Source organism: Pontiella desulfatans (assembly GCF_900890425.1).
GTDB classification, from domain to species: domain Bacteria; phylum Verrucomicrobiota; class Kiritimatiellia; order Kiritimatiellales; family Pontiellaceae; genus Pontiella; species Pontiella desulfatans.
Window position 1 is genome coordinate 2199572 of sequence record NZ_CAAHFG010000001.1, and the last position, 24817, is coordinate 2224388.

Consider the following 24817-nt stretch of genomic DNA (forward strand, 5'->3'; position numbering starts at 1 on the left):
GAACCTCCAGACGTGTTGAGTATATAAACCTGATGAACAATGAGATAAACGGAGGAACGGGATCGTGAAAAAACGGCTGATCGGTGTAGTTTTACTGGCATTCATTACGGGAAGTCTAAACGCAGCCGGCCCGGCGAACCTATCGGTCGGCTGGGGGCGCGCAATGACCCCCGGCGATCCGGTTGAGGATCTGCCGGCCGCCTGGGGGGCCTACCTCGTCGAAACCTCTAACGTACCCGGCTTTGCCCAGGATATCACAGTAACCGGCTACGACATCACCTTTACACTCTCCATCGAAGCCGCCAATGCGTCCCTGATTAACGGCGACGGCACAACCGGACTGATTAACTCCCGTGTAACCGGAGAGGATATCTGCATTCTCGGCGGAAGCTCGGACATCCGGACGGATGCCCGGGATCCGGGCGAAAGCGATGACGAAGGTCTTCGACTGATCCTTTCCGCGAGTGGATCCGGCGTCACCAACCTGACCGACCTTTCCCTGGATTTTCTTCGGGTCAGACGCTTTTCAACAGAAAACGGACCAAATGGCCAAATCACCTTTTATGACGGAACAAACCGGACCGGAAACAGCTTTATCGGCACCAACACACATGATGAATTCCTTGGTGATTTTGTGTATACCGACCACCCCGTATTGACCAATGAATATACGCTGACCGAGCTGACACCGCTTTCCACCAACAATATCGGCGGAATCGGTGATGGATCCTGGGTTATGGAACTGTATGCAACAGATGCGTTAACCAACAGTACGTTCTCGTTGGGGGATATCAAAGTAAACTTTTCTCTGGCTCACTATGAGAATACGGCACCGGAAGCCGATGACCTGGATTTGGAAACCCCAATCGACACGGCACTCGATATCACACTCCGTGCATATGATTTTGAACAGGGTCCGTTGACCTACGTCATCCTGGATCAACCGACATCCGGCATCGTTACCGGAACAACGCCAAACGTAACCTATGTTCCCGATACCGGATTCACGGGTAATGACAGCTTCACCTTTACGGCTTCTGACGGCGGGCTGTCCAGCACTGGTACGGTATCCATTACCGTCACACCGGAGTACCATTATATGGCATTCGGAGAGGATTACTATTCAGAAGGCGGTATTCCATGGAACTTTGAAACGGCGGCCACCAATTCAACATCCCACACCACAAACGGGATTACGTTTACCGTCACCTTAGTGAGTGCGAATGAATCCGGGTCATACAAGGTCTATAACCGCAATACCGGTAACGACATCAGTATCACGGAAGGAAACCGTTCCGACCGCATTGATCCGCGCTCCGCGGGACCGGCCGATGACGAAGGCTTGCGGATGACCGTTTCCGTCGCGGGTGAAGGCGTCTCAAACCTGACCGAGATCGCATTGGATGAAATTGTTCTACGCCGTTTTTCCACCGGCACCGAAATCGTCCATTATTATGATGGACCGAACGGAACGGGTACCCCCTATCCCACCACCCATGCTGCCGCCGCGGTTTCCGGGAACGAACTGTTTTCCGCCGGAGGCCTTACTCCACTGAGCCTTGCGAATGCAGGCGGAGCTGGCAATGGCAGTTGGCTGTTGGAAATGTGGTGCCGCACCGACGGTCAGGACTTCAACCTCGGGGATGTCAAGCTGCGCTATGCATTGAAAAGTACATCCGGAACCACGTTTGCGGACTGGGCCGCCGGATGGGGCGTCAATATCGGCACTCAAACAAATGACTATGAGCCGGATGGCATGGATAACCTGATGGAATATGCCCTCGGCGGCAACCCCACCAATGAGGATGCGGCAACGGTTCTACCGGCGTACGGGATCCTTGATGACGGATCGAACTGGTTCTATCATATTCATACTGAACGCACGGATGACAGTACGTTGAGCTTTACCGTTGATATGAAAACTGATCTGGTTGCTGACTCAGGCTGGACCACCAATGGCCTTATCTTCACAGGGGAATCTCCAGTAGTGGACCACTTTAAGTCTGTCACCAACCGCACCGATATCGATTCGGCCGAATTCATTCGCATGAAAGTCGAACAGAACTGATTTCCCTGGCAGCTGAAATACAAAGCCCCGGTCCAATGCCGGGGCTTTTCATATTTTTTGCACATGCATAATGAACGTAATAAGGGTATACATGCAGCTATTCATGGATACATACAATACAAGACAAACCCTGATTATGCGGGTCAAAAACCAGCATGACGACCCGTCGTGGGAGGAGTTTGCCAATATTTACCGTGGCTATATCTACGCCGTTATCCGGAACATGGGCATCGCCGAATCCGATCGCGAAGAGCTCGTGCAGCAAACCCTGATCAAACTCTGGAAAAAACTGCCCGATATCGATGTGGAACACTCCGGAAAATTCCGCAGCTGGCTCAGCACCCTGACCAAAAACTGTGTCATTGATTTTATCCGTAAACGGAAGCGCGAAATCAACCTCCGGGAAAAAGCCGCCGACCAGGAAGACCAGCAACAGGTGAACACCGTTCTTCCCGACATTGACCGGATTTCGGAAGCGGCCTGGAAGCAGCATCTGGCCGCCCTCGCTCTCGACAATATTGAGCCCCACTTTTCCGGCAAGGCAGTCAATGTATTCCGGCTCAGCCTGCAGGGGTTGGATGTTCCGGCAATCGCCGAAAAACTTGAAATTAAAGAGGAATCGGTCTACCGACTCAAAACCCGCGTTAAAGCCCGCCTCATCGAAGAAATCCAACGCCTGCGCTCCGAGCTGGAATAGTGGCGTAGCCGCCCTGGAGCAACAGTGCTTAACAGCAACCTAAATTTCAGCATTTTTAACGGCGGAGTTGGCGGCGATGAGCAACTTTCTCATGACCGCCGTAAGCGCGACCATTTTGGGGCGGTGGTTTTCATTTACCAGACGCTGGTAGAACTCGCGCAGAACGGGGTTGTATGTCCTGGCGTTCATGGCAGCCATGTACAGACAGGAGCGCAGCCTGCGCCTTCCTCCGCAGACATGCCGTCTGCCGGACTTGCCCCCGCTGTCCCGGTTGAAGGGAGCGAGTCCCGCCAGCGACGCGATCTCCCTGCGCGAAAGCGTGCCGATCTCGGGGAGATGGGCGAGCAGTGTCACCGCATTGACGATGCCCAGACCTTTGATGGACTGGATGCACTTGGCCTTCTTCGTCATGGTTGCGTCTTCGGCAAGGGTGTCAGTGATTTTCGCTTCGATTTTCTCGAGCTGCTTTTCAAGCCATTTGAGGTGCTGTTTGATCAGTCTGATCATCTCCGGCTCGTCGGCGGTTCCCAAGCGGTTCTTCTCGGCCGGATGCATGTCGCTCAGGTGCACCCTTCGGTCAACGAGAGCGGTGAGCCTACGCTGCGCAGAGGAAGGCTTCTTGGACGGCTTGGGCTCGGTGTGCGACGCAAAGTCGCAAATCATCCGCGCGTCGATCGGGTCGGTCTTGGCGATCTGCCCCATGCCCAGCGCGAAGTGCCGGACACGCGACGGGTTCACGATGCTCGCGGTGCCGTCGGCGGCCATCACCATCCAGGCGGCCATGCGTTCGTAGCCTCCCGTGGACTCGAAGACATAGTGGGCGTTGCCCGCCCAGTTCATAAGCGCCGTGGCACCCTCGCAGGTGTTGTCGAAGCGCCGCGCTGTTTTTCCATTGAAGGCGTCCAGATGCTTCTTGGAAACATCGACGCCGCAGTATACTTTTTCCATGTTCATATTTGCTCCTACTTGCTAATGCGAGCTCGCTCGTACGGCTCATGCAACAGTTCGAGTTCAATATGGCAACCATCCGGCGGATCCGGGCTCCAGGACGTTCGCCCAAGGCGAACCAGTGCGCGACGATCTCACCGGACGGGAACCTCTCCCGGCTGGCCGGCCGGGGGAGGCACTCCTCTACGAGGATTGCACAACCCCTTTCACGGGAAAAAGGATTTCTCCGACGCTATAGAAATTCATTCTCAAAATCCTTTTTCCCTACCTGTTTTGAGTTGGTTGGAAAACATACAAGTGCGGAGACCCCGTCTCCGCTCTTGATCTACGGAAAGCGGCATCGCTGATGCCGCACTCCAAAGCGCTTCGCGCAATCTTATTCTTCAACCAGGGTGAGGTTCCGCTCCAGCTGCTTCTTCAGGTTTCCTGTAAACCTGCCCTGTTCGACAATAAGCGTCTCCACCCCCATGCGTTTCAGTCGGGGTATAATGTGGAGGGTGGACGTCATCCATTTCAGGTTGACCATCCGCAGGGTTTTTACCTTGAGATCCTCCAGTTCCACCAGGTCAGTCAACGGCGTATCACTGACATCCAGCCGTTCAAACGAATACGGTTCCAATACATTGGCATACAACACCCCGGGAATAAGCAGTTTATATCGGCTGTAAGGTTTTCCGGACAGATCGAGAACAGATCCGGATTTCCCGGTTGAAATGTCCAGGGGAACAACGGAATGCGGACGGGGGCCATTCATCTCTTCCAGCATGGTACCGGCCAGAACTGCATACCCATCCAGGGCGGGGTTCGGCCGCCGCCGCATGTGGTGCAGATAGGTGTAATAGGTGAACTGCTTGAAAATCGGTTGGGAAGTACCGAACATGATAGCCAGTTCTTCTTCTTTCAGCAATGCGATGTCATCCGGTTTAAGGGTTGCAAAATCGCGGGCGACCGGCAGCATGCGTTCGGCATAGCCTACCCCCGATGCCTCGAAACAGCGGGCAGCCGCATTGAATTCCTCTACAATAAAATGAAGAACCCCCTTCTGGGTCAGCATTTCCTTTCGCCGAGCCGGATCAAGATCCCCCTCCAGTTTTTTATCCAGTAGCTCAATATTAAAAAACGGATGCCGCATGTCCGGTTGACGCGCCAGGTATTCCAGCATCTGCAGGACATCCGCGTTCAGCTGCTGCGAAACCACCAGTTCCTGACGGTATAACTCAAAGTTTTCCTCCGCCACCCCTCGCGCTTTCACCGCCACATTCCGTTCAATGTCCACACGGATAATCGCCGCAGCCGCCATCCCCACCAGAATGATCAACGACAATACAGACAGTAAAGCCAACAGGGCATGCCGTTGCGTGAGCAGCACAATCCGACGCATCATACCGGCCTGCTCAGCCTGTGTTGGAAATCCGCTCATGTAATATGAAATATCGACCTGCAGTTCCTTGACCGTTTTATATCGTTCAGCCGGTTTCAACGAAAGCGCCCTCATCGCCACCGCCTCAAGGCTGACTGAACATCCTGTGTGGCCGGTCCTGCGCCGGGGAGGAATCACACCGCCATGAAGCGTTTGTTCAATAACTTCATGGGCGGATTCTCCCGGCACCGGAATTTCATACACCAGCAGCATATACAGAATCGCCCCTAAGGCATAAACATCCGTCTGCACCGTCTTGGAGGACGAACCATCGGCCTGCTCCGGGGCCATAAAACCGGGCGTTCCTTTCAGTGTTCCCGACAGGGTAAAATCATTCAGCTCATCGCCGTCCAGTTCCCCGGGCTCCAGCTCACCGGAATCTTCGGAATACACAATCCGTGCAAGCCCCCAATCGCAGACAAATACATCTCCGAACGGACCGACGCGAATATTCGACGGTTTCAGATCCAGATGAAGTACACCACGGGAATGGGCGTAGGCCATGGCATCACAAATCTTCAGGTAAATATTCAGCAATACATCCAGCGGATACTTCGCAACATAATCTGGACCCCGCTTTTTCAGCCCGTTAACAATATCTTTCAGGCTGTCCCCCGGTAACAGCTCCATCGTGAAAAACGGCTTACCTTCAGGATTAATCCCCATGTTGTGAATCGGAAGAATATTCGGATGCGCCAGATTGGCCGTCAGGCGGGCCTCACGAAGAAACTGTTCCTGATCTTCATTCGATCCGCATTTAACCGGATAGGCCAGTGCCACCCGCCGGCCCAACCGCCGATCGTACACCCGGAAAATTTCCTTTTCCGCCCCTTTACCGATCTGCTCCGGAATTTCATACCGCTCCCCGAAATCCTTCAGCGAATTCAGGATCGGCGTCAGCTGTTCCCGTTCAGCAGCAGAAAGGCTTTCTTCATCCGCATCATACAGGTCGGCTAATACATCAGGCTTAATCTCATCGTATTTCATGGTAAACAGAATAGCGGATCCCCCCTGAAAAGAAAAAGAGGAACGCCGGCCGATTGTGCCCCTGAAAGGCCGCGGCGAATCAACGCATGTTCCGGTTCCATAAGATAACGGGCACAGCAGATGAACAAAACAAGCGCATCGCCAGCTGGAGTGAATCACCGGTCCAGTGAAGGCCTCGACCTTAACAACTGAATGTAGGCCGGACTGCCGGCCCTGAGACGTTCAGCAAGGCCGCCCGATAGAAAAACTCCCGCATCCGGGCCGTGAATATAAAAATGGGGAGCCTTCACCCGAAGGCTCCCCGAGGAGTGGAGTATAAAAAACGGCAGTATCAAACAAACCCAACATTTGAAATCAATAACCTATTTCCCATACTCCTGATGATGAAAATGGTGTGTTGCTTTATATATAATACGTCTCTCATGCACATGATCTGACACTTTTTATTAGAAGTGAGTCCCAAAATAACCATATCCCATTACAGCAAAGCAGATTAACACCGTAAAAAAAAATTCAAAACCCCTCTACCCAGCTCTTTAACCTCGATATTATGAAACTGAACCGCGTGGTTTTCAGCCGCCCCCCGCTTAAGTACATTATATTCAACATCATTGCCTCTGCTTTCAATATTCGGCGCCATACTCCCACCCATTTCGGGCAGGAGCGCGGAGCAGCTGATTCAATGATGACTCATTGATCATTCCTTTAATACTTTTTTATATACTGACATCCGGATCACAGATACCGGCATGACCCATTTATAAAGTGTTCATTTCATTGATGGACTAGACCAAATGAAGCCCCCTGCGCATCCCGGCTGCTGGTTCCGATCAGTTGGTCATAACGGTCTATATTCAGGTTAATCAACCGGGATAAATTCAAATCCGGTAATCGTCAGATCCACAGGAGCAACAACATGGTCATCTCCGTAAACAAGAATCAGTTCCTTGATATTAACCAGCCCCGGCGTACCAGGCATTGGGATTTCAATCGTATTTTCATGCCCAACCGCAACATCAAAACGAATATAGATTTCATTTTCGAAGACCATCGGTTTGATTGGAAGCCCCGGCGCACGCTTTAGCGTAATCACACCTTCTATCGGATCCGCCGCACGGTATTTAATTTCAAGCATACCATTCGAAAGGCTGATTCCCTTTTCCTCGAGTACAACAATAGTAATTCCGCCCGTACGCACTTTTTCACCGCGCACCTGAAAACGGTCTGTTGTTCGCTGCGGAACCAGTTCATCGCCGGCCGACGTCCATGACAACCATTGAACATCCTCCTTCAACAGATTCATTTCAGCCCCCGGCTTGTTAAATTCAGCCAGTTTGGTTTCGAGATCATGTGCCGCCAGGTACCGCTGCATATTTTCATGGCCCGACCCGATGCCGCCCAGCACCAGCGACAACGTATGCGCAGACGTCTGAAATTCAATAACCGCATTGGAGCTCGTGTTATACCCTTCCCACGGACCGTGATCCGTAAAGAGGCCGCTGAAGGTCTCCCAGTGTTCAGCAAGAAAAGCTTCCATCTTTTCAGGAGCAATCATGTAGGAAACGCCCAGCGTGTAAAGCGATGGTGCATCCGTAATGCGATGATGCGATGCCACAGCAATATCAGGAATACCTACATCACCGGTATACTCAACGCCTTTACCACTGTAGGACTCCGTCAGAAAACCGGGATTGCCCAGACGCCGTGCAAAATCGAGTTCAATATCCACGGTATTTTCAAGGTTCTTCTGCCATCCTGCAAACTGAGACTCCTGCATGAATGAAGTCAGCCCCAGCGACTGGAATGCCGATCCATGCCACGTAGCCAGGGTATAGATATCCTTTCCATCCTTCATGCGATACGGCTTAATCTGGAAACCTGAATTTTTCACCGAGTTAACCGGAAAATCATACTTCAAAAGACAGAACATAAACGGTGCGCGGAATTCGTTGATAAAATAGTTCTGATGTCCGACAACCCAGCCGCCTTTCCCGTCAGGCCACCCGACAAACTGATCGGTTGATGCATTCCAGCCGAAAATAAAGGTATCGGTTTCCGGATCAAACAGGTGATTGTATCCCTCTTCCTGCGCCAGGATAAACGCTTCCATCTTTTCGCGCAGTTCAACTGCTTTAGGATCCTCTTTCACATTCGGATGCAGTAACGCTCCGATGGTCTTGGCAATCGAAGAGGTCAGGTTTACATTATCCCCGAAAATAATCTTAACCACACGCTCATCAAGCAGCTCCATAATTTTATATTTTGTCGCATCATCCGCAAAGGGTTCGAGCGCTCCGGTAAAATATTCTGATCCATATTCACCAACGCGTTTAATCTTTCCTTCAACATCCTCACGCTGCGGAACAATCCACCCGCGTTCCGTCAGAGCCTGCCAGATTTTTTCAGCTTTCGCGTCGCCGAATGCGTCAACAAAATCGACCTTTTCAACCTCTTCTCCCAGGGGCCCTAAGCGTCGCCCCCCTTCCAGCCCCAGAAAATTACCAAGCAGCCCTTTGGCACTGACCGTCGGATCCTGCTGATCGGCCACAAGTGAATGTACCGCCTGCTCCAGTTTTACCAATGCGTCATCACGGGTAACATATGGATTGTCCGCATAGCCGGCCGCAATATTAGCCAATAATTCAACCCATTCGCCAATAGAGGTCAGCTGTGTAAAAGACCGTAAATATAACCCTTTAGACGGATCATGATTCCAGCCCTCAACCGGATAACCGGATTGCTCATCAATCAGTCCGTGCGTGGGATTGATGTACCCCATCGAGTTCATCAACAGCTGCTGCATATGCGTATGATCCGGTCCTACCATCGGAAAGTGAAAGTCGCCCTTCAACTCCGCTGGATTCCGACTGCTCGATCCAAATGCAAAACCCGCAGCCATCAATACGGTAGCAAACAGTTTCTTTTTCATTGCTCTCTCCTTCACGTTCAAATTCATAATACATATTCCGTCTTAATTCCTCTGATTCTGATCTGCCGACCTATTTTCACCGTTACACCATCCCACCCGTGTATGGCGGAGTCCTAAATAAAATACTGTATCTATACCCCGAAAAGTGGGACGATCACCGATCCATCCCGATTTTCAACGTTTCGGGCACGCCTGTGTCGTCCTACAGTTCCAGAGGACTCTTCGTAACATCCCGTTTCAGCTTCTTAAACTTCAGTTCACCTCGTTCAACATCCAGATCGTTCGGCATAATCACCTCATTATTAATCAATGTCGCACCGATCACCGATTCACAGGCTTGACGGAGCATCCACGCCGCCGCACCGGTATAGCCGTTCCAGATCATACGACCCTGGTCATATTTAGTCAGGTAGTCCGCACACTGTTTATTGGGCTGACCGCCATAGATCTCGATCTCTTCTTTCGTTACATGGGAAATAGCCGAAACCTTGTACCAGATCCGTGCACAGGCATCGCGATAGTGTTGCGCCGTTTCCTGATCGCCCTGCTCCGCAAAGCGCTCCGCCAACAGACGGCAGGCCCGCGTCAACCACTGCACGCCGTGGGAATACATTCCGTTTTCACGCACTCCTTCCGGATAGCGGCTCGAACGGCCGAGATACGGTTTGGTATCTTCCCGCAATGGCGGAAAGCCGAGGCTGACCACATTATGGCGTTCGAGCACCTTGATCGCGGTATCGACCGCAATACGGCTTCGCTCCGTATTCACATCGGCATAGACTGCCCACGCCGCGCCCAGTGCATCGGTTTCCCAATAGCCTGCGCCTTCAACGCCGATCTCGGTTCCGTCATCATGAATCGCACGCAGGTAGCGGTCACCACGCCAAACCTTCTCAATATTTTCTTCAAGTTTCTTCATACGCCCTTCATAGAGCGCCCGGCGCTTGGCCCCGCTGCGCTCTTCAATGATGTGCAGGAAGTTTTTAAGAATATACGTCAGGAAGAATCCAAGCCATACGGATTCACCGCGACCTTCGGACCCGATTTCATCCAATCCGTCATTCCAGTCCCCCGCTCCGATCAGCGGCAGACCATTCGGTCCAAGACGTTTTTCGAATACACAGTCGAATGCTTTCAGCACATGTTCAAAGATCGGATCACCCTTTGGAGACCGCAACGGATAGAAGCCCATTCCATGTTTACCTTCCGGCAGCCCCAGCAACGGTGTTTCCGCTTTCAGATAGGTTACCTTTTCATCCAACAGGGTTTGATCACCGGTCATACGGGTATATTCAGCAATCCCCCAGCCCAGCCAGAGCAGATTGTCATAGGCATGCGAACGGCAGAGGAAGCCGGAACGCCCGTCCTGTTGACGGAAGAACCAGTGCACGACGTCCCCTTCCGAGAACTGCTGTGAAGCATGCAGCTTCAGCTGTGCACGGGCCAGTTTCGGGTCCACCCAGATCATATTGACCGTATCCTGCAGCTGGTCGCGGAATCCAAAGGCGCCGGACGCCTGATAGAATCCTTTACGGGCCCAGATGCGTTCAGCCAGCGCCTGGTACTTCATCCATTTAACATAGGCATCAAATGTTGCATCGGAGGTTTCCAGTTCCAGCGTGGACTGCAGGGCCAGCCACCATTCCTTCGTGGCTTCCAAGGTCTGGACGGCGACTTCCAATGATTGGAAGGTTGCAACGACGGCTTCGGCCTGCTTGCGGTTGTCGCCCTGGCCGAGCACGACCGAGATGGTCTGCTCGCCGCCCGCCGGAACCTCGACGGTGGTAGTCATGGCAGCCACGGCAAAGTCGTCGGAGGTTCCTGCAACCGGGCTTCCTCCTTCGACCATCGCCGGATGGGCGAAGGTGCGACCCTTGCCAAAAAACTCTCCGCGCTTGGTGGTGTAGGTTTCCACCGGCGCACTCATCGCCACAAAGCAGACCCCCTCGCGGAAGCTGTTGCGCGGGTTTTCGAAATACAGCGCACCCGTTGCATCGTCGCGGCTGATTTTGAGTTTACCGGCCATTTCCGGACTGTGCGCCAGCGCAATCTGGAAATACGGCGCCACGCGCAGCTTGCGCGCCTTGGAACCGTTGTTCTTGATCTTGAGGATATAGACGCCGGTCGGCTCGTCGAGCGGAACGTGTACGCTCAGCTCGGTGGCGAGATTGCCCTTCTCCATTTTAAAGGTGGCGGTGCCGTCGAGGCCGAAGAGCACATCCTGCTTGGCTTCGTCATCCTTGAGCGGATCGTAGGTCGGCGCAAACCATTCCTTCGAGGCTTCGTCGTAAAGGTAGATTGCTTCGGCAGGCATTTGCTGCCCGGTCACGTCCGCCCAGTCGGTGGTCAGGCGGTTTTGCTGCGCATTGCCGTTGGTGGTGCAATGCAGGCCGCGGTTGGTGACCGAAACCACGTGGCCGAGCGAATTCGACATTTCGTGGTCGAACGGACGCGGCGTGAACGGCGTTTTCACCCGCAGCGTATTGCCATCGTCGAGATATTCCGTGTATTCATCCGGCGTGCCCGGCAGGATTTCGCCATGACCGATCAGCGGGAAACGCTCCGGCTGCTTGGTATTCGCCAGACTGGTATCGACCGACGGCTTCAAATGCGTACCGATCCAATCCGCCGCAGTCTGTTTGGTTTCACAGCATCCCACCAGAATCTTCAGCGGTTGGTTCGCATCGATCAGCATGGCACCGATCGGGTCAAAGGACGGATAGGCATCCATATTGAGCGCGGGTTGGAATTCCAAGGTTTGGAAAACGCGCGGATTCCAGACGCTGCCCGCACGACCGATGAAGTCGATACGGCCGGAGAGGATGCCTTCGGGCTTTACGCTCGATGCGAGGATTCCGTGCACCTTTGTATATCGGTGCAGCGCGAGAATTGCATTCATATCAGTGTGGTACGACATTTCCGGATAGAGGCGGTTATACTGCGAATGGTTGCGGTCGGTGCCCGCATTCTGGATCATCCATTCGAGGTAGGGCACAACCTTGAGGTTGCGCTTCTTGCCGGAGAGATCTTCGATATTGATGTCCCAAAGCTCAACCGCATCTTCTTTGTTTGGAAGTGTGATCTTAACCGTGGAGCGGACGTCATTTGATTCGTTGACGACGGTGATCACGTCGCCTTCCTGCGTATAGACGGACGGCGTGAATAGCTCTTCCGGGAAGTTGCCCAGGATCGGCCAGCCCTGCTTCGCGTCGGCATCGACCACGTAGAGGATGCGCCCGGCGGGTTCGACATTTTCGAAGGCCGGGCGGGTCAGACCGTAGCCCTTGGTGGTGAGGATCGAGTTGAGTTCGCCGCTCTTCTTGAGTTCAACGCTATAGGTGTTGTTGGAGAGGCGCAGGGTCTTTTCCAGTTGTTCCTCGCCACGCTTGCGCTTCGAACTGCGGAACACGAAGACGATGGTTGCCCCGATAAAGATAACAAAAATCGAGAGCCAACCAAACGGGAATTGACCGGCAGAATCCTGGAGCGCCAATCCGTTTTCAAAAACCTGGTTCCATTCATCGCCCTCGGGCAGGTAGAAGGGAATCAGCAGCGGTGCCCAGGTGGTGAAACGCTTGACGCCTTCCGGAATAAAGCGCGCGGTGGCGTCTTTGCCGACAAAGGTGGCGCAGCGTTCGTCGAGCTTGTCCATGCCGAGGAACGACAGGTTGACGAGCGTTGCGACGCGCAGCCCCATGTGGTCGATCCAGATCAAGACCTGGAACCAGGCAAAACCAATGATCCAGCTGAAGACCGTCAGACTCCATGCGGTAAATCCTTCCGCATCCATTAGAATACTGTTAACCGATGCAAAAACTGTACGGATCAGTCCGTCCTGATTATACCAGGTGGCTTCCGCCATCGGGCGCAGGAAGGTAAAGATGATCGGCGCCATCCATAGGCCCCATCGCAGCACGTGTACGGTTCCGTCAACCAGCTCCGCAACACCGTCGCGGGTTGCAATCCGTTTAATGGTTGATGCGTCCTTGTTAAGGATCGCGGCCAGGAAGGCTTTATTGATGGCAAACAACGGAGCTGCAATTCCCCAGCCGATTACGCCCATCAGCGCTTCGTTAAACAAAATTTTAGCCCCGCCTGCTGCAGGAGAAAGACTGATGTGCCCCCAGCGGCTGATCAATGCCGTAAATTCATTCGGTGCGGTTGTACGCAGTTCATGACAGCGGCGAACAATTTCGCCGGGTTCCATCCCGAAAGAGGTATACAGCTCAAACTTGGTTCCGATGATCGGCAGTTGCGATGCATCAAAATAAAAACCCAGTCCGGCGCCGATGAAAGCCCCGAGCCCCCCTTCTACCAGATAATAACGTGGCGATTTAAAGCCGTAGACGATATCGCGCGCCAGACTGACTCCGCCAAAGGCGGCAAATCCAAACAGGGCTCCCAAACCGATCCGTGTTGCGGTCGGGAGTGATGCAAAATCAATCTGTAATCCGACAGCAAAGGCCAGACCAACAACCACACCACGGATATAAAGAACCGGATCCTTATAGGCATTCAATGCACGCCCGAAGAAAGACTGCGATCCGTCAAAGGTTTCAACAATGGTTTTAGCTAAAGGAAAAATGATGGCACCCACGAGCACAAAACTAATGGAGGTTCCAATAAGGCCCAGGGAGCCGACAAAAGCAATTAACTGCAGCAGGCCCATCAGGACACCACTGAAAACAGCTCCTTTAACCACGCCGCTTTTTGCGGTTGGCAAGGCGGATTCAAATGCCGGAGCACCGCCGCGTATCGCATCGAGAATCATACCGGTCAATAAAAATACAATCCCCCACAGCGGTGCCTGAGAAAGCATCGTGGCCGCAACCGCGGCAAACGGAGCAACCGCTTCCGGCATCGAAAGCGAACCCAGATCGGCTACCTTCGGAGCAAGCGTTACCGCCACAGACAAAACCGCCAGCAATCCATGAACCCGGATATCCGACAGCGACTTCTGACGCGTAATCAGCTGCGCGGCATTTGCAATGAATTCAGCAAAAGCAAATATCAATAACGCCTTCATCCAAATTGAGCCGGCCGTCTGAACAGCCAGCAACAGACCGAATGCAAATGGAGTGACTGTGATGACACATGCCCCGATCATACCAAGGTGTTTACCGAAGGCCGACAGGCGGTATGCATTGGCGATGAAGTACACCGCCGAAAATAACGCCGCGCCGAATGCACTAAGCTGGAAAAACGACAACAAAGAGGAAGGCGCCTGCCACACCGATCCGGAGCTGGCCATGGCAGCCAATAGACCGGAGAACAGGGCATTCCGAAATGCTTCGCCTTTGGTCAGCGATTTGCCGACCTGGGCGGCTTTAAGCAGTGCGCCAATGGCAACTCCCGCTACGGAGAAGCAGAGGGGAACGCAAACCTGACGGAAGATGCCAAGGACGACCGCAAAAATGAGCGTGGTTGCCAGACCCAGTGCGACATCGCGCACGAATCCCCGCAACGGTTTAACCGGAATAAAGGCCACAGCGATGGCGAGCAACGAGACCAGAAGGACGCCCGCCATTTTTCCAAGCAAAGAGGAATTGAGTTTTTCGAAGGACGACATGGTTGTGAAACCGATCTCGACATCCAGCGTGCCCAGTGCCGGATCAGCACCGCCGACACGCTGCACCAACAACACAACTTCCGAGAGTTCACCGACCACCGACCAGTCGATCTGCACTTTGCTGGTTTCATTCAAAGGAATGTCCAGAGTCTGGATACCGGCGCTCCCTTTCAACTCAATACGAGTTGCTACATTTCCGGATTCGCCGGAAATCAAACATTCAATCTGGTCGGCCCCACCGGCAGCCAGCTCCGCCGGATAGTCCTTGGTCCAGATACCGGCCATATCGTTTCCGGCAATGCGGTATTCCAAAACGGAGCCCTGCGCTTCAACCGAAGCATCGCCCATATTGAACGCACCGCACTCGGCGGCATCATTCCATGTAAACGGCGCCGCCAGCGCCGACCCGGCCATCATAAAACTCAACAGTACAATCTGTTTAACCCAATTCATTTATTCTCACCCAAAGTTAAGCCCTTACATTCTTCCCCGAAAAAAGTTCCAATGTTTGGCAGCTGTTTTTATTCATCCCGCTCAAACCCGATCGCCTTCAGGGTCGGGACAATTTCAGGATTCTTCATAAAGTTTTTCCAGCACAGACCGGTGCGTGCATTTTCAATCATCACAATGATCGGCCCCTGGTCGATGGCGAGGTAACCATCGGCAAACCAGTCGCGATCCGGGTTGAACGAATCGTAGAAGCCGAAAGGCCCCCACAGTCTGTCCCCCAGCTCGTGGTAGAAATATTTCATGGTCGCCAGTGATTCTTTCGGCGTATAGGGCATCGAGCCCAGGGCCGCGGTCGGCGCAATCGTTCCGTTGTCGTGTTTGCCGCCGGGTTCACACGCCCGGTAGCCGTCCGGCGTGTAGCAGGCGGTCAACCCCCAGACCAGTCCGTTATATCCCTTGAAGTCGCCCGGGTTGTCCTTGCAGTAGGCGCGGTGAATTTTGGTGATGGCCTGCGCATTTTTAAAATAGTTGGTGAACTTGTCGCGGATGCCGCGCGGATCGAAGCAACAGAAGGAATAGTGCGAGAGGAACAAAGGACCGCCCATGTGGCGTCCGACGTCCAGCGTGATTCCATAGTGCTTTTTCCCGTTCGCATAGTTGGGCTGTCCGGCCCAGCCTTCGTAGTAGGCCTCGGCCGGGATGGGGTGCGTCGGCGAGGCAATGGCGAGCAGGTAGACGATCATGCATTCGTTGTAGCCGCGCACTTTCAGGTTTTTCTCAAAACCATAATTAGGCGACCAGTGCCAGACCATGTAGGGCTCTTTATAGAACCAGTCCCACTCGACGGTTTCCCAAAGGCGGGTGATCGTTTCGCGCAGCTCCTTTTCAACCGGGTTGTCCTGATCGAAATATTGCCGCACGGTCAACAGCCCCTGCATCAGCAACGCGGTTTCGACGATGTCGGCACCGTCGTCGGTCTTGGAAAAACGGATGGTCTTCCCGGTGGAGCCGTTGATCCAGTGCGCCCATGCACCATGGTAGCGATCGGCCTTTTCCAGAAATTTTGCGATGGTCAGCAGGCGTTCGGCGGCTTCAGTACGGGTGACGAATCCGCGCTCGGCTCCAATCATGACAGCCAGAACACCAAAGCCGGTTCCGCCGGATGCGCAGCCGTCGAAATTGCCGAAATAACGCTCGCGCGTCATGCCGCTTACGGGGTGGGCGTAGTCCCAGAAATATCGGAACGTCGCCTCCTGAATCGAGGTAACCAGCTCGGCATCCTCCATCTGGCGGGTGCGAGCGGAAACGGGTTTCGGCGCAATGAATCGTTCCTTCCCCTCGCCCACAATTTCCGAAACCTTGTAATAATAAACGCGCCCGTTTTTTCCGGTAAAGTCGGAATAGACGCCGACCGGATGCGGGTTCTTATTAATCTTCTCAAAAGAGCCGCGCGCTGCGTCGTTGCGATAGACGTTATACAGCACATCACGCTTCGCTTCCCAGGAGAGGTCAACCCGGCTGTCCGCCCCGGTGGCCGTTAACGCGGAGGCATTGCCGACAAAAAGCAAAACAAGAAAAGCTGACGCAGACCAATAATTCATCATTCTACATTCTTCATTTTCATAAATACGGTGTCTCAAAGGCTTTCTCTGGAACATCGTAATGCTTGCGCAAACGGTTCAGTTCCTTTTCCAGTTTCATCCGAACCGATTTGTATTCGGGATCATTAATCAAATTCTTCACCTCATTAGGATCTTCCTTGAGGTCATAGAGTTCAAAGACGTCGTCGGTATAAAAATGCATCAGTTTAAACCGACCCGTGCGCACTCCGTCGTGGCGCGGCACATTGTGCTTTCCGTGAGCATAGTAGTGATAATAGACCGACTTGCGCCAATCCTTCGGGGTCTTCCCCGCCAACACCGGCAGCAGGGAACGTCCCTGCATTTCGCGCGGAGGAACCAATCCGGCTGCTTCAAGGAAGGTCGGAGCATAGTCGATATTCTGGATCATGGCTTCCGGCTGTGAACCCGGTTTGATGACGCCCGGCCAGCGGATGACAAACGGCATGCGGAGCCCCTGCTCATACATCCAGCGCTTTTCGGCCATATAGTGCTCGCCCGTAAAATAGTCCTGGTCGGAGCTGTAGACCACGATGGTGTTTTCGGCCAACCCATTATCGTCGAGCCATTGCAACAGGCGGCCGACGTTGTCGTCGACGCCTTCGACGATGCGGAGATAATCCTTAATGAAGCGCTGGTAGCGATACTTTTTATCAGCAACCGTTTTCTTGCGGCCGTTTTTCGAAAGCTCGCCCTTCTTGACGCGCTGATAGTAGTCGCGGTTTTCGTCTTCGTAGGCCGCAAAATAGGCCTCGCTCTCTTCCTTGGTCATGCGCTGGAAATATTTTTTCTGCGCCTTGTTCAGGCTACCCATCGGATCGTCGGGATCGAATATATTCAATGCGGAGTCCATGCCACCGACAGGCATCCAATGCTTGGCGAGGTGCGGACGGCCTTCATAATCGTCGAGCAGGGTTTCCGGCTCGGGAAACTCAACATCCTTGTAGCGGTCAAGGTAGCGGACGTGCGGCATGCGCGGTACGTGCGGCGCCTTGTACTGGCACATCATCAGGAACGGTTTGTTCGGGTCGCGGTCCCTTTCCATCCATTCAATGGCGCGGTCGGTGATGACATCCGTGGAATAGCCGTCTTTTTCAAACTCACCGTCTTCACCCAGGAAGATCGGTTTGTAGTAACAACCCTGATGACCAAAACCATCCAGAATTTCCCACGAGTCAAATTCGCCTTTGCTCGGCGCCGGCACCATATGCCATTTACCGCGTAGCGCCGTCTGATACCCGGCCTTTTTCAATTCACGCGTGAAAACCTTCTGCGTGCCGTCCCAGGCATTGCCGTTATCCATCATCCCGTTCAGGTGACTGTGTTTTCCCGTCAGGATCGCCGCGCGGCTCGGCTGGCAGATGGAATTGCAGCAGAAGCTGTTTTTAAACACAGCACCCTCTTCTGCAATCCGGTCAATATTCGGGGTGTTGTGCAAACCCGACCCATAAGCACCGATGGTGCGCTGCGCATGATCATCACTGAAAATAAACAAAATGTTAGGCTTTTTCGCCCGAACCGCATGCGCGCTCAGCCCCGCCATTCCGGCGGCCATGGCTCCAATTCGTATAAAACTGCGTCTTTGCATCATCACTCTCTCCCGGCACCAGAACAATCTAGCATGCCTCGATTTCCCAAACTATATGTAAGCGCTTTCATTTGTAAAGATAAAAGAATAGTTTTTTTGTAATCTGCCGAATTTCTCTTACTGGTCGACCCGGTTGGACAGTTATGTTGCGTGGTTTATTATGTTGCGAAGCATGCGTTTGAATAGCCTTCTGTTGATGTTGGTACGGGAAGTTCGCAACATAATTTCCGATTGAGCGACAGGCTTGTCAGGAACTCGAGGATTGGTCATTCCGGAATACCAGAGGCATGAGACCACTGTCCATTTTCTGGATATGGATCTCGCCGTATTCATCATCGGCGTTTCCCGCGAACGAATTCTCAGAAACTCTCAATTCATCAAAAATGGCTCTGTAAAACTTCGGGGGAAACTTCGGGTTTTGCCCAGCAAAACTCACCGTTTTTCAGATAGTAGCACCGCCCATTGACACCCAGACATATTCATGTATCATACTGACTACAAGGTTGATAAAGAAACAATCTGCAACGTGATTCATGGTTTAAATACCGCTTAAAGTGGATGGCAATTCCAACGGCGAGAAGATCCGCAGAAAATCGATAGACGCCCGGGACCGCTCCCGCTTTATGCAGGAGCTCAAGCTGGCGAAGGAAAAGCTGGGCATGGATCCCGGCGTGCCGGCGCTTTGCTGCTACGAGGCTGGACGCGACGGCTTCTGGATCTGTCGGTGGTTGAAGCAGGTCGGACTCGAATGCCTGGTGATAGATCCGGCCAGTATCGAGGTCAACCGTCGCAAGCGCCGGGCCAAGACCGACCGGCTGGATGCGGAGGCGATGGTGAGGCTGCTGGGCCGGTATGCGGGCGGGGACACGAAAATATGGGCTGTGGTGCGTGTTCCCTCGGAAAAGCAGGAAGATGAGTTGCGCCTTCATCGTGAAATGGAGCGTCTTAAAAAGGAACGAACGGGACATCTAAACCGGATTAAGGCGCTGTTTATTCTGCATGGAGTGAAACTCTCTGGAACGCTGACGAAGCTGTCGAAAACCTTGGATGGTTTACAGTGCTGGAACAAGAAGCCACTTGCGGAAGAATTGAAAGAAGAGGTTCGCCGGGAACTCGAACGGCTGCGCCTGGTTGGCGAGCAGATAAAACTGCTGGAGAAAAACAAGGCGGAAGCGCTGAAGAACCCACGGACGAACGCGGAGCATCAGGCCCAGGACCTGATGCGCCTGCATGGAGTCGGAGAGGTCAGTGCATGGGTGCTGAGCAAAGAGTTTTTTGGCTGGCGGGAATTCAAGAACCGCCGGGAGGTCGCCGCGCTGGCGGGGCTAACGCCGACGCCCTACAACAGCGGCGGGTCGAGTGTTGAACAAGGCATCAGCAAAGCCGGCAACCGGAGGATCAGGCGGGTTATGATCGAGCTGGCATGGTCATGGCTTCGCTTCCAGCCTGATAGTGCGCTGACGAACTGGTTTGTTGACCGCTACGCCAAAGGTGGGAAAAGGGCGCGCCGGATCGGAATCGTTGCCGTTGCGAGGAAACTGCTTGTGGCGCTTTGGAAATATGTCGAGTTCGGGGAAGTGCCCGAAGGAGCCATCGTTAGATAACCGGAAAAACGAGGGCATTGAATTTTATAATAAAGACTGGTGAAGGACCGTGTCAGTCCTTGGTTAATTACCGTTTCAATAGATTGGATTCTTCACCAAGTCGGTTGACTGAGCTTGAAAAAGCGTACGCAGCATTAGGTGGCCAGGGGTGTGAAACCTCGCACGGATAGAAGGTTGTCCGTTCAGTCGTTCTGAACGAACTTTCAAATCAACCGAGCAGTCTTTAGAGCAACAGAAAGGAAAAGATTATAGGCCAGCTAGGTTGACAGTCCCCATAGAAGGACTGACACCTTTTTTAAATCGTTTCCACTCTTCAAAAATGCTCCCAAAAACTCTCTTCATCCACTAACATCTATACTGATTCAGCTCGTGCATTCATTTCCGCATAGAACAACCCTCTACCAACAACCTACTACATGTCTGATTCTCCTCGCAGGATTTCATCGAAACCTCTATTTTCCCCCTTATTGTTTAACGAGAAATCATATTAACACAAATATTCATGTCCAAATCACAAGCGAAAATAACCAAGGGTCTCGGAAAATGGCGAAGACAAAACCACGGATTATAAAAACGGATACGGAATATATCTATATTCCGGGCGCGAGCCGTGAACGATTCCTGACGCCGCCCTTTCCTTCCATCAAGTATCTGGCCACCAACAATATCATGATGGCAGGGCTGAGTACGTGGACGGATGGATATCGAATTGATCGCTATAAAATATACCACCATCTGCTGCTGTACACGCTGGGGGGGGCCGGTTCGCTCAAAATCAATGATGGAAAAACCGTTAAACTGAAGAAGGGTGACCTGTTCATTGCGCCTTACGATTCGAATTATTCCTATTGGACCGATTCGCATTGGGACGCGGCATGGCTGCATTTGTCGGCCGACTCAAAATGGGACACGTTATTCGGCACAACAGCACATGTACGAAAATCGGCCTGGGGTAAAGAAATGGATCGCGTGATGCAGGGCTATATTGAAGAGTCCGACCGACGCCGTGTGGATTCGGGCGCAGCGCTGCACTCATATGTCGACCTCATTCTGCTTTATATTCAGCGAGAGATCGGAGGCGATGACCCCTTATTGGCCGATGCCCGCCGCACGCTCGAAGGGCTGTGGAGTACGGTTCAGCAGGATCTCAAAAAGACATGGTCGGTCGATTCGCTGGCGCAGTTTGCCGGCATGTCGCGTTCCTGTTTTCACCGAACCGTGGTTGACCTGACCGGTTCAAGTCCGATGCAGGTGATCAACACCATGCGCATGGAGCGCGCCGGGGAAATGCTGCTCTACACCAACTACACCCTTTCAATGATTGCGGAGGAAATCGGCTACGAAACTCAGTTTTCCTTCTCCAAGGCATTCAAGCGCTATTCAGGAAAAAGCCCCAAGGAATTCCGCGAGGAAATGTCGAAGTAGCCTCCCACTTAATAGTGCTTCCATTCCCTTACACCAGCCGCTTTACGATTGTCCTTGTGACTGCGAAGGGTGTCAACCTCGGCTCCGGGGTCGCCCTGCTCCGCCATCCACGTATCCAGCTGGCCACGCAGTCGTTTTTTGATCAAATCATACTCCGGGTTGTCGGCCAGATTGTTCATTTCATACAGATCGTCCATCGTTTTATAGAGTTCTTCTTCCGGGCGCTTGCGGAAGCGCGTCAGGACTTTAGCAGCCTGAGGGTCGCCAGCGCGTTCGGCTTCTTCCAATGATTGGTACCAGGCCGACGGGAACGTATAGTTGATATAGCGCCCCATATACTCGGCTTCGGGAGTCAGATTAAGAACATAGCGATGGGTACCGTCAAATACCGTGCGGATGGGATATGGCTTCCCCTCGGGAATATTATTATGCATACCGAAAACAAGCTTGCGGTGCTCCGTAGCCTTGCCATCCAAAACATGGAGAAAACTGCGACCGTCAAAGTGACTGTTGTCCGGTTTTCCCCCGGCAGCCTCAATCAGCGTCGGGAGCACATCTCAGATCTGCACCATGGCCTTTGTCTCGGTTCCTGGCTCAATTCGCCCCGGCCACCGAGCAATCAAACCGGTGTGCAGACTCAGATTCCAGCAGTTCCACTTTCCGCCGGCAAACTGCCAGCCCTGCTCCGAGCTGAACATCACAAGGGTGTTATCAGCCAAGCCATGGTCTTCAAGTAGTTGGAGCACATCGCCCACCTGCCGATCCAGCTCGGCAACTTCGGCGAGGTAGTGCGTCATTTCCTCGCGGATGACCGGCGTATCAGCCAGCGCGGGCGGAATCTTCAACTTAGCAGGGTCGAAGCGGGAAGCATCGCCCATCGTCCAGGGTCGGTGCGGATTGGGGGAGTTGATGAACAAGGCAAAGGGCTCCTTGGAATCGCGTGTTAGAAACGGAACGATCTCCTGCGGTTCATACCGATCCTTCTGCACCACACAGTTCACCTCGAATCCTGAAATAATCTCGAATGGAAAATTCTGCTCCGGGAATACATGGCGTTTACCGGTGATACCCACGCGATAGCCGAGTGCGCCCAAATAATGCGGCGTTCCTTTCGTGCCGGGTTTGCTGGCCGAATGGTTCCAGAGCGCACCGCTACCCATCGGGAAGAGTCCGGTGTGGAGTTCGTGGCGGAACGGCACGCACATTGACGTGCTGGCATAAGCCTGAGTGAAGCGCAATCCCTCCTGCGCCAGCCGGTCAATGTTCGGGGTTTGCACGTTTGTTCCGCCGTAGCAACCCAACGTGGTGTAGGCGCAGTCATCGGCTAAGATAAAAACCAGATTGGGACGGGCGGACAGGCAGGAGCAAGCCCCCACCAGCACGACCGCTAACATGGATCGGCTGAAGTTGATATTCACCGCACGAATTCCTTATTCCCAAAAGCCGGATTGATGACGCGCGGCCCGTCGTCTGTCCAGTCGATGGGATCGATGCACATGACCCGGGCAGTCCGCGCCGGGTTCCACGAATGGTAGACCATGAAATGGGTTTTCCCATCCGGAGCGATGGCCACAGAATTATGCCCCGGGCCGATCAACCCATTGTCCATACCGTTAAGCACCGTGGCATATTCCGAGTTCCCGCCGTCTTTCCATGGACCCATCGGATGCTCGGCAACAGCAAAGCCAACGCCGTATTGCGGAGTTTGCCAGTTGGAGGCGGAATAGAAACAATAGTAGAGACCATCACGCTTAACCATCCACGGTCCTTCGACCGTGTGCCAGTCATAAACGCTGTCGTACATCTTACGGTTGCGCTCATAGATCTGCCAGTCGGCAAAGGCGGTGAGTACGGTCTTTACCGGCCCGTCCACCGACATCATATCATCGCCCAGTCGAACCACAGACAGCCCCGTCCCCACCCGCTCGACATCCAGAAAATCGCGGGCAAAGAACAGATACCATTCGCCGGTATCGGGATCACAGAACGGATGGCCGTCGATGGAAAACTCCCACTCAGGGAAAAGATAAACGCCGCAATCCTTGAACGGTCCAAGCGGGCTTTCGGCCTTTGCCACCCGCATGCGGCGATTGCCGGCATAGAAGAGATAAAACACGCCGTCGCGCTCCACCACTTCCGGCGCCCAATATTCCTTAAAGTTCGGCTCCGCTACTGCATCCATTGCATAGCCGGAGGGCTCCCAGTTGGTAAAATCTGTCGAATGCAACACCGGGAATTGCCGACCGGTTTCCTCTTCCGATCCGGTACCGTAGGCATACCACTCGCCCTTCCACTCCAGCACGGCAGGATCGGCCAGATTGCCGTCCCAGACCGGATTGGTGTAACTCAGGCTCTGGCTCTTGCAACCGGCCGTCGAAAGCACAGCAGCCAGCGCAGCTCCCCGTGAAAAGCGCTCAATCGTTGTCTTGTCCATATCCTGTTCCATATCTATTTGATGCTGAATTTATACATCGTGCTGGTTTTGTATTCGTCGTCCGGCACCAGAATGGTGGACGGGAAGGCGGGCTGATTGGGGCTGTCGGGATAGTGCTGTGTTTCGAGACAAAATCCTCCGCGGTGAACGTAGGTCTTCCCTGCCTTGCCTTTCAGGTTTCCGCCCAGGAAATTGCCGCAATAAAACTGGATTCCAGGCTCTTCGGTGAAGACCTCCATGAAGCGACCGCTGGTCGGCTCGTAGACAGTTGCCGCAAGCGTCATCTGCCCGGCCTTGCCTCCTTTATTGAGCACCCAGTTGTGGTCATAACCAAGACCGTTTTTCAACTGCTGATTCTTCGTTGCGATGTCGCGGCCGATCGCCTTGGCAGTGGTAAAATCGAACGGCGTTCCTTTTACCGGCGCAATCTTGCCCGTCGGAATCAGACCGCTGTCGACCGGCGTCATGCCCGAGGCATTGATCATCAGTTCATGATCCAGAATAGTTCCCTCCCCTTCCCCCTTGAGATTGAAGTAGGTGTGGTTGGTCAGATTGACCGGCGTCTTTTTATCCGTTGTGGCCAAATAGTCGATCCGCAGTTCGTTCTCCTCCGTCAGCGTGTAGGTGACGGCCATCTGCAGATTGCCGGGATAGCCCTCTTCTCCATCCTTGGCGAGATAGCTGAACTTCACGGCATTCTTCTCAACAATCTCGGCATCCCAAACCACCTTATCAAAACCGATCACGCCACCGTGAAGATGGTTTTCACCGTTATTGGTAGCCAGCTCATACTCCTCACCATCAATGCTGAATTTACCTTTTGCAATGCGGTTGCCGTAGCGCCCGACAATGGCGCCGAAGTACGGTTTATCCACCGCGTTCATGTAGCCCGACACATCGTTGTAGCCCAGCGCAATATCGGCCATTGTTCCAGTACGATCAGCCGTAACAATGGAAGTAACCGTCGCGCCATAGTTCGTAATTTTGATCGTCGTACCCGCTTTATTCTTCAGCGTATAGCATTTGATGTCATCAAAATCAGCGGTCTTTACCGATGCGCATCCGGCCAGCATTCCAGC

14 protein-coding genes are annotated in these 24817 nt (G+C 53.3%); 4 read left to right on the top strand and 10 right to left on the bottom strand.

The genetic code is table 11. The features are described 5' to 3' along the window. The first annotated feature begins 64 nt into the window (after positions 1-64). Positions 65-2068, top strand: coding sequence for an Ig-like domain-containing protein (locus E9954_RS08005; RefSeq protein ID WP_136078680.1), 2004 nt, complete (start codon positions 65-67; stop codon positions 2066-2068). A 103-nt stretch (positions 2069-2171) separates the two neighbouring features. Further along, positions 2172-2765 carry an RNA polymerase sigma factor gene (locus E9954_RS08010; RefSeq protein ID WP_168442076.1) on the top strand — a complete coding sequence of 198 codons (594 nt, stop codon included), beginning with the start codon at positions 2172-2174 and terminating at the stop codon, positions 2763-2765. Between the two features lie 39 nt (positions 2766-2804). On the opposite strand, the gene E9954_RS08015 is transcribed toward E9954_RS08010, so the two are convergent. The 6 genes from E9954_RS08015 to E9954_RS08040 all read right to left on the bottom strand — a co-directional run bounded on the left by E9954_RS08015 (position 2805) and on the right by E9954_RS08040 (position 18278). Continuing rightward, positions 2805-3719 carry an IS110 family RNA-guided transposase gene (locus tag E9954_RS08015; protein WP_136078682.1) on the bottom strand — a complete coding sequence of 305 codons (915 nt, stop codon included), beginning with the start codon at positions 3717-3719 and terminating at the stop codon, positions 2805-2807. A 370-nt stretch (positions 3720-4089) separates the two neighbouring features. Beyond that, the gene (locus E9954_RS08020) at positions 4090-6120 is read right to left on the bottom strand and encodes a serine/threonine-protein kinase (protein ID WP_136078683.1); all 2031 of its coding nucleotides are present in this window, start codon (positions 6118-6120) and stop codon (positions 4090-4092) included. Between the two features lie 859 nt (positions 6121-6979). After that, entirely contained in the window at positions 6980-9049 is a 2070-nt protein-coding gene (locus tag E9954_RS08025) for a hypothetical protein (protein WP_136078684.1), read from the bottom strand. Positions 9050-9251: 202 nt separating this feature from the next. Further along, entirely contained in the window at positions 9252-15071 is a 5820-nt protein-coding gene (locus E9954_RS08030; protein ID WP_136078685.1) for a GH36-type glycosyl hydrolase domain-containing protein, read from the bottom strand. Between the two features lie 68 nt (positions 15072-15139). Further along, a complete protein-coding gene (locus E9954_RS08035) occupies positions 15140-16672 on the bottom strand; it encodes a glucoamylase family protein (RefSeq protein WP_222847097.1) in 1533 nt (510 codons plus the stop codon). 16 nt (positions 16673-16688) lie between these two features. Continuing rightward, positions 16689-18278, bottom strand: a complete 1590-nt coding sequence (locus tag E9954_RS08040) for a sulfatase family protein (protein WP_222847098.1) — start codon at positions 18276-18278, stop codon at positions 16689-16691. A 551-nt stretch (positions 18279-18829) separates the two neighbouring features. Here E9954_RS08040 and E9954_RS08045 point away from each other — a divergent pair. Together E9954_RS08045 and E9954_RS08050 are read left to right on the top strand one after the other, a co-directional pair. Next, positions 18830-19879 (top strand): IS110 family RNA-guided transposase, encoded by a 1050-nt coding sequence (locus tag E9954_RS08045; RefSeq protein WP_168442077.1) that lies wholly within the window; start codon positions 18830-18832, stop codon positions 19877-19879. A 543-nt stretch (positions 19880-20422) separates the two neighbouring features. Beyond that, on the top strand, positions 20423-21304 hold the full coding sequence (locus tag E9954_RS08050; protein WP_136078687.1) for an AraC family transcriptional regulator: 882 nt from the start codon (positions 20423-20425) through the stop codon (positions 21302-21304). A gap of 8 nt (positions 21305-21312) precedes the next feature. On the opposite strand, the gene E9954_RS08055 is transcribed toward E9954_RS08050, so the two are convergent. The 4 genes from E9954_RS08055 to E9954_RS08070 are packed head-to-tail and all read right to left on the bottom strand — an operon-like array spanning position 21313 to position 24811. Further along, positions 21313-21858 carry an alkaline phosphatase family protein gene (locus E9954_RS08055; RefSeq protein ID WP_136078688.1) on the bottom strand — a complete coding sequence of 182 codons (546 nt, stop codon included), beginning with the start codon at positions 21856-21858 and terminating at the stop codon, positions 21313-21315. 3 nt (positions 21859-21861) lie between these two features. Continuing rightward, a complete protein-coding gene (locus E9954_RS08060) occupies positions 21862-22722 on the bottom strand; it encodes a sulfatase-like hydrolase/transferase (protein ID WP_136078689.1) in 861 nt (286 codons plus the stop codon). Then, positions 22719-23738 carry a glycoside hydrolase family 43 protein gene (locus E9954_RS08065; protein WP_136078690.1) on the bottom strand — a complete coding sequence of 340 codons (1020 nt, stop codon included), beginning with the start codon at positions 23736-23738 and terminating at the stop codon, positions 22719-22721. Before E9954_RS08065 ends, E9954_RS08060 begins: the two co-directional genes overlap by 4 nt. 14 nt (positions 23739-23752) lie before the next feature. Next, a complete protein-coding gene (locus E9954_RS08070; protein ID WP_342793755.1) occupies positions 23753-24811 on the bottom strand; it encodes an aldose epimerase family protein in 1059 nt (352 codons plus the stop codon). Between the last annotated feature and the right edge of the window lie 6 nt (positions 24812-24817).

Bases quoted from the DNA above. Each gene is read 5' to 3' on its own strand.
- E9954_RS08010 (WP_168442076.1), top strand. From the start codon at position 2,172: ATGGATACATACAATACAAGACAAACCCTGATTATGCGGGTCAAAAAC.
- E9954_RS08015 (WP_136078682.1), bottom strand. From the start codon at position 3,719: ATGAACATGGAAAAAGTATACTGCGGCGTCGATGTTTCCAAGAAGCAT.
- E9954_RS08020 (WP_136078683.1), bottom strand. From the start codon at position 6,120: ATGAAATACGATGAGATTAAGCCTGATGTATTAGCCGACCTGTATGAT.
- E9954_RS08025 (WP_136078684.1), bottom strand. From the start codon at position 9,049: ATGAAAAAGAAACTGTTTGCTACCGTATTGATGGCTGCGGGTTTTGCA.
- E9954_RS08030 (WP_136078685.1), bottom strand. From the start codon at position 15,071: ATGAATTGGGTTAAACAGATTGTACTGTTGAGTTTTATGATGGCCGGG.
- E9954_RS08035 (WP_222847097.1), bottom strand. From the start codon at position 16,672: ATGATGAATTATTGGTCTGCGTCAGCTTTTCTTGTTTTGCTTTTTGTC.
- E9954_RS08040 (WP_222847098.1), bottom strand. From the start codon at position 18,278: ATGATGCAAAGACGCAGTTTTATACGAATTGGAGCCATGGCCGCCGGA.
- E9954_RS08050 (WP_136078687.1), top strand. From the start codon at position 20,423: ATGGCGAAGACAAAACCACGGATTATAAAAACGGATACGGAATATATC.
- E9954_RS08065 (WP_136078690.1), bottom strand. From the start codon at position 23,738: ATGGACAAGACAACGATTGAGCGCTTTTCACGGGGAGCTGCGCTGGCT.
- E9954_RS08070 (WP_342793755.1), bottom strand. From the start codon at position 24,811: ATGCTGGCCGGATGCGCATCGGTAAAGACCGCTGATTTTGATGACATC.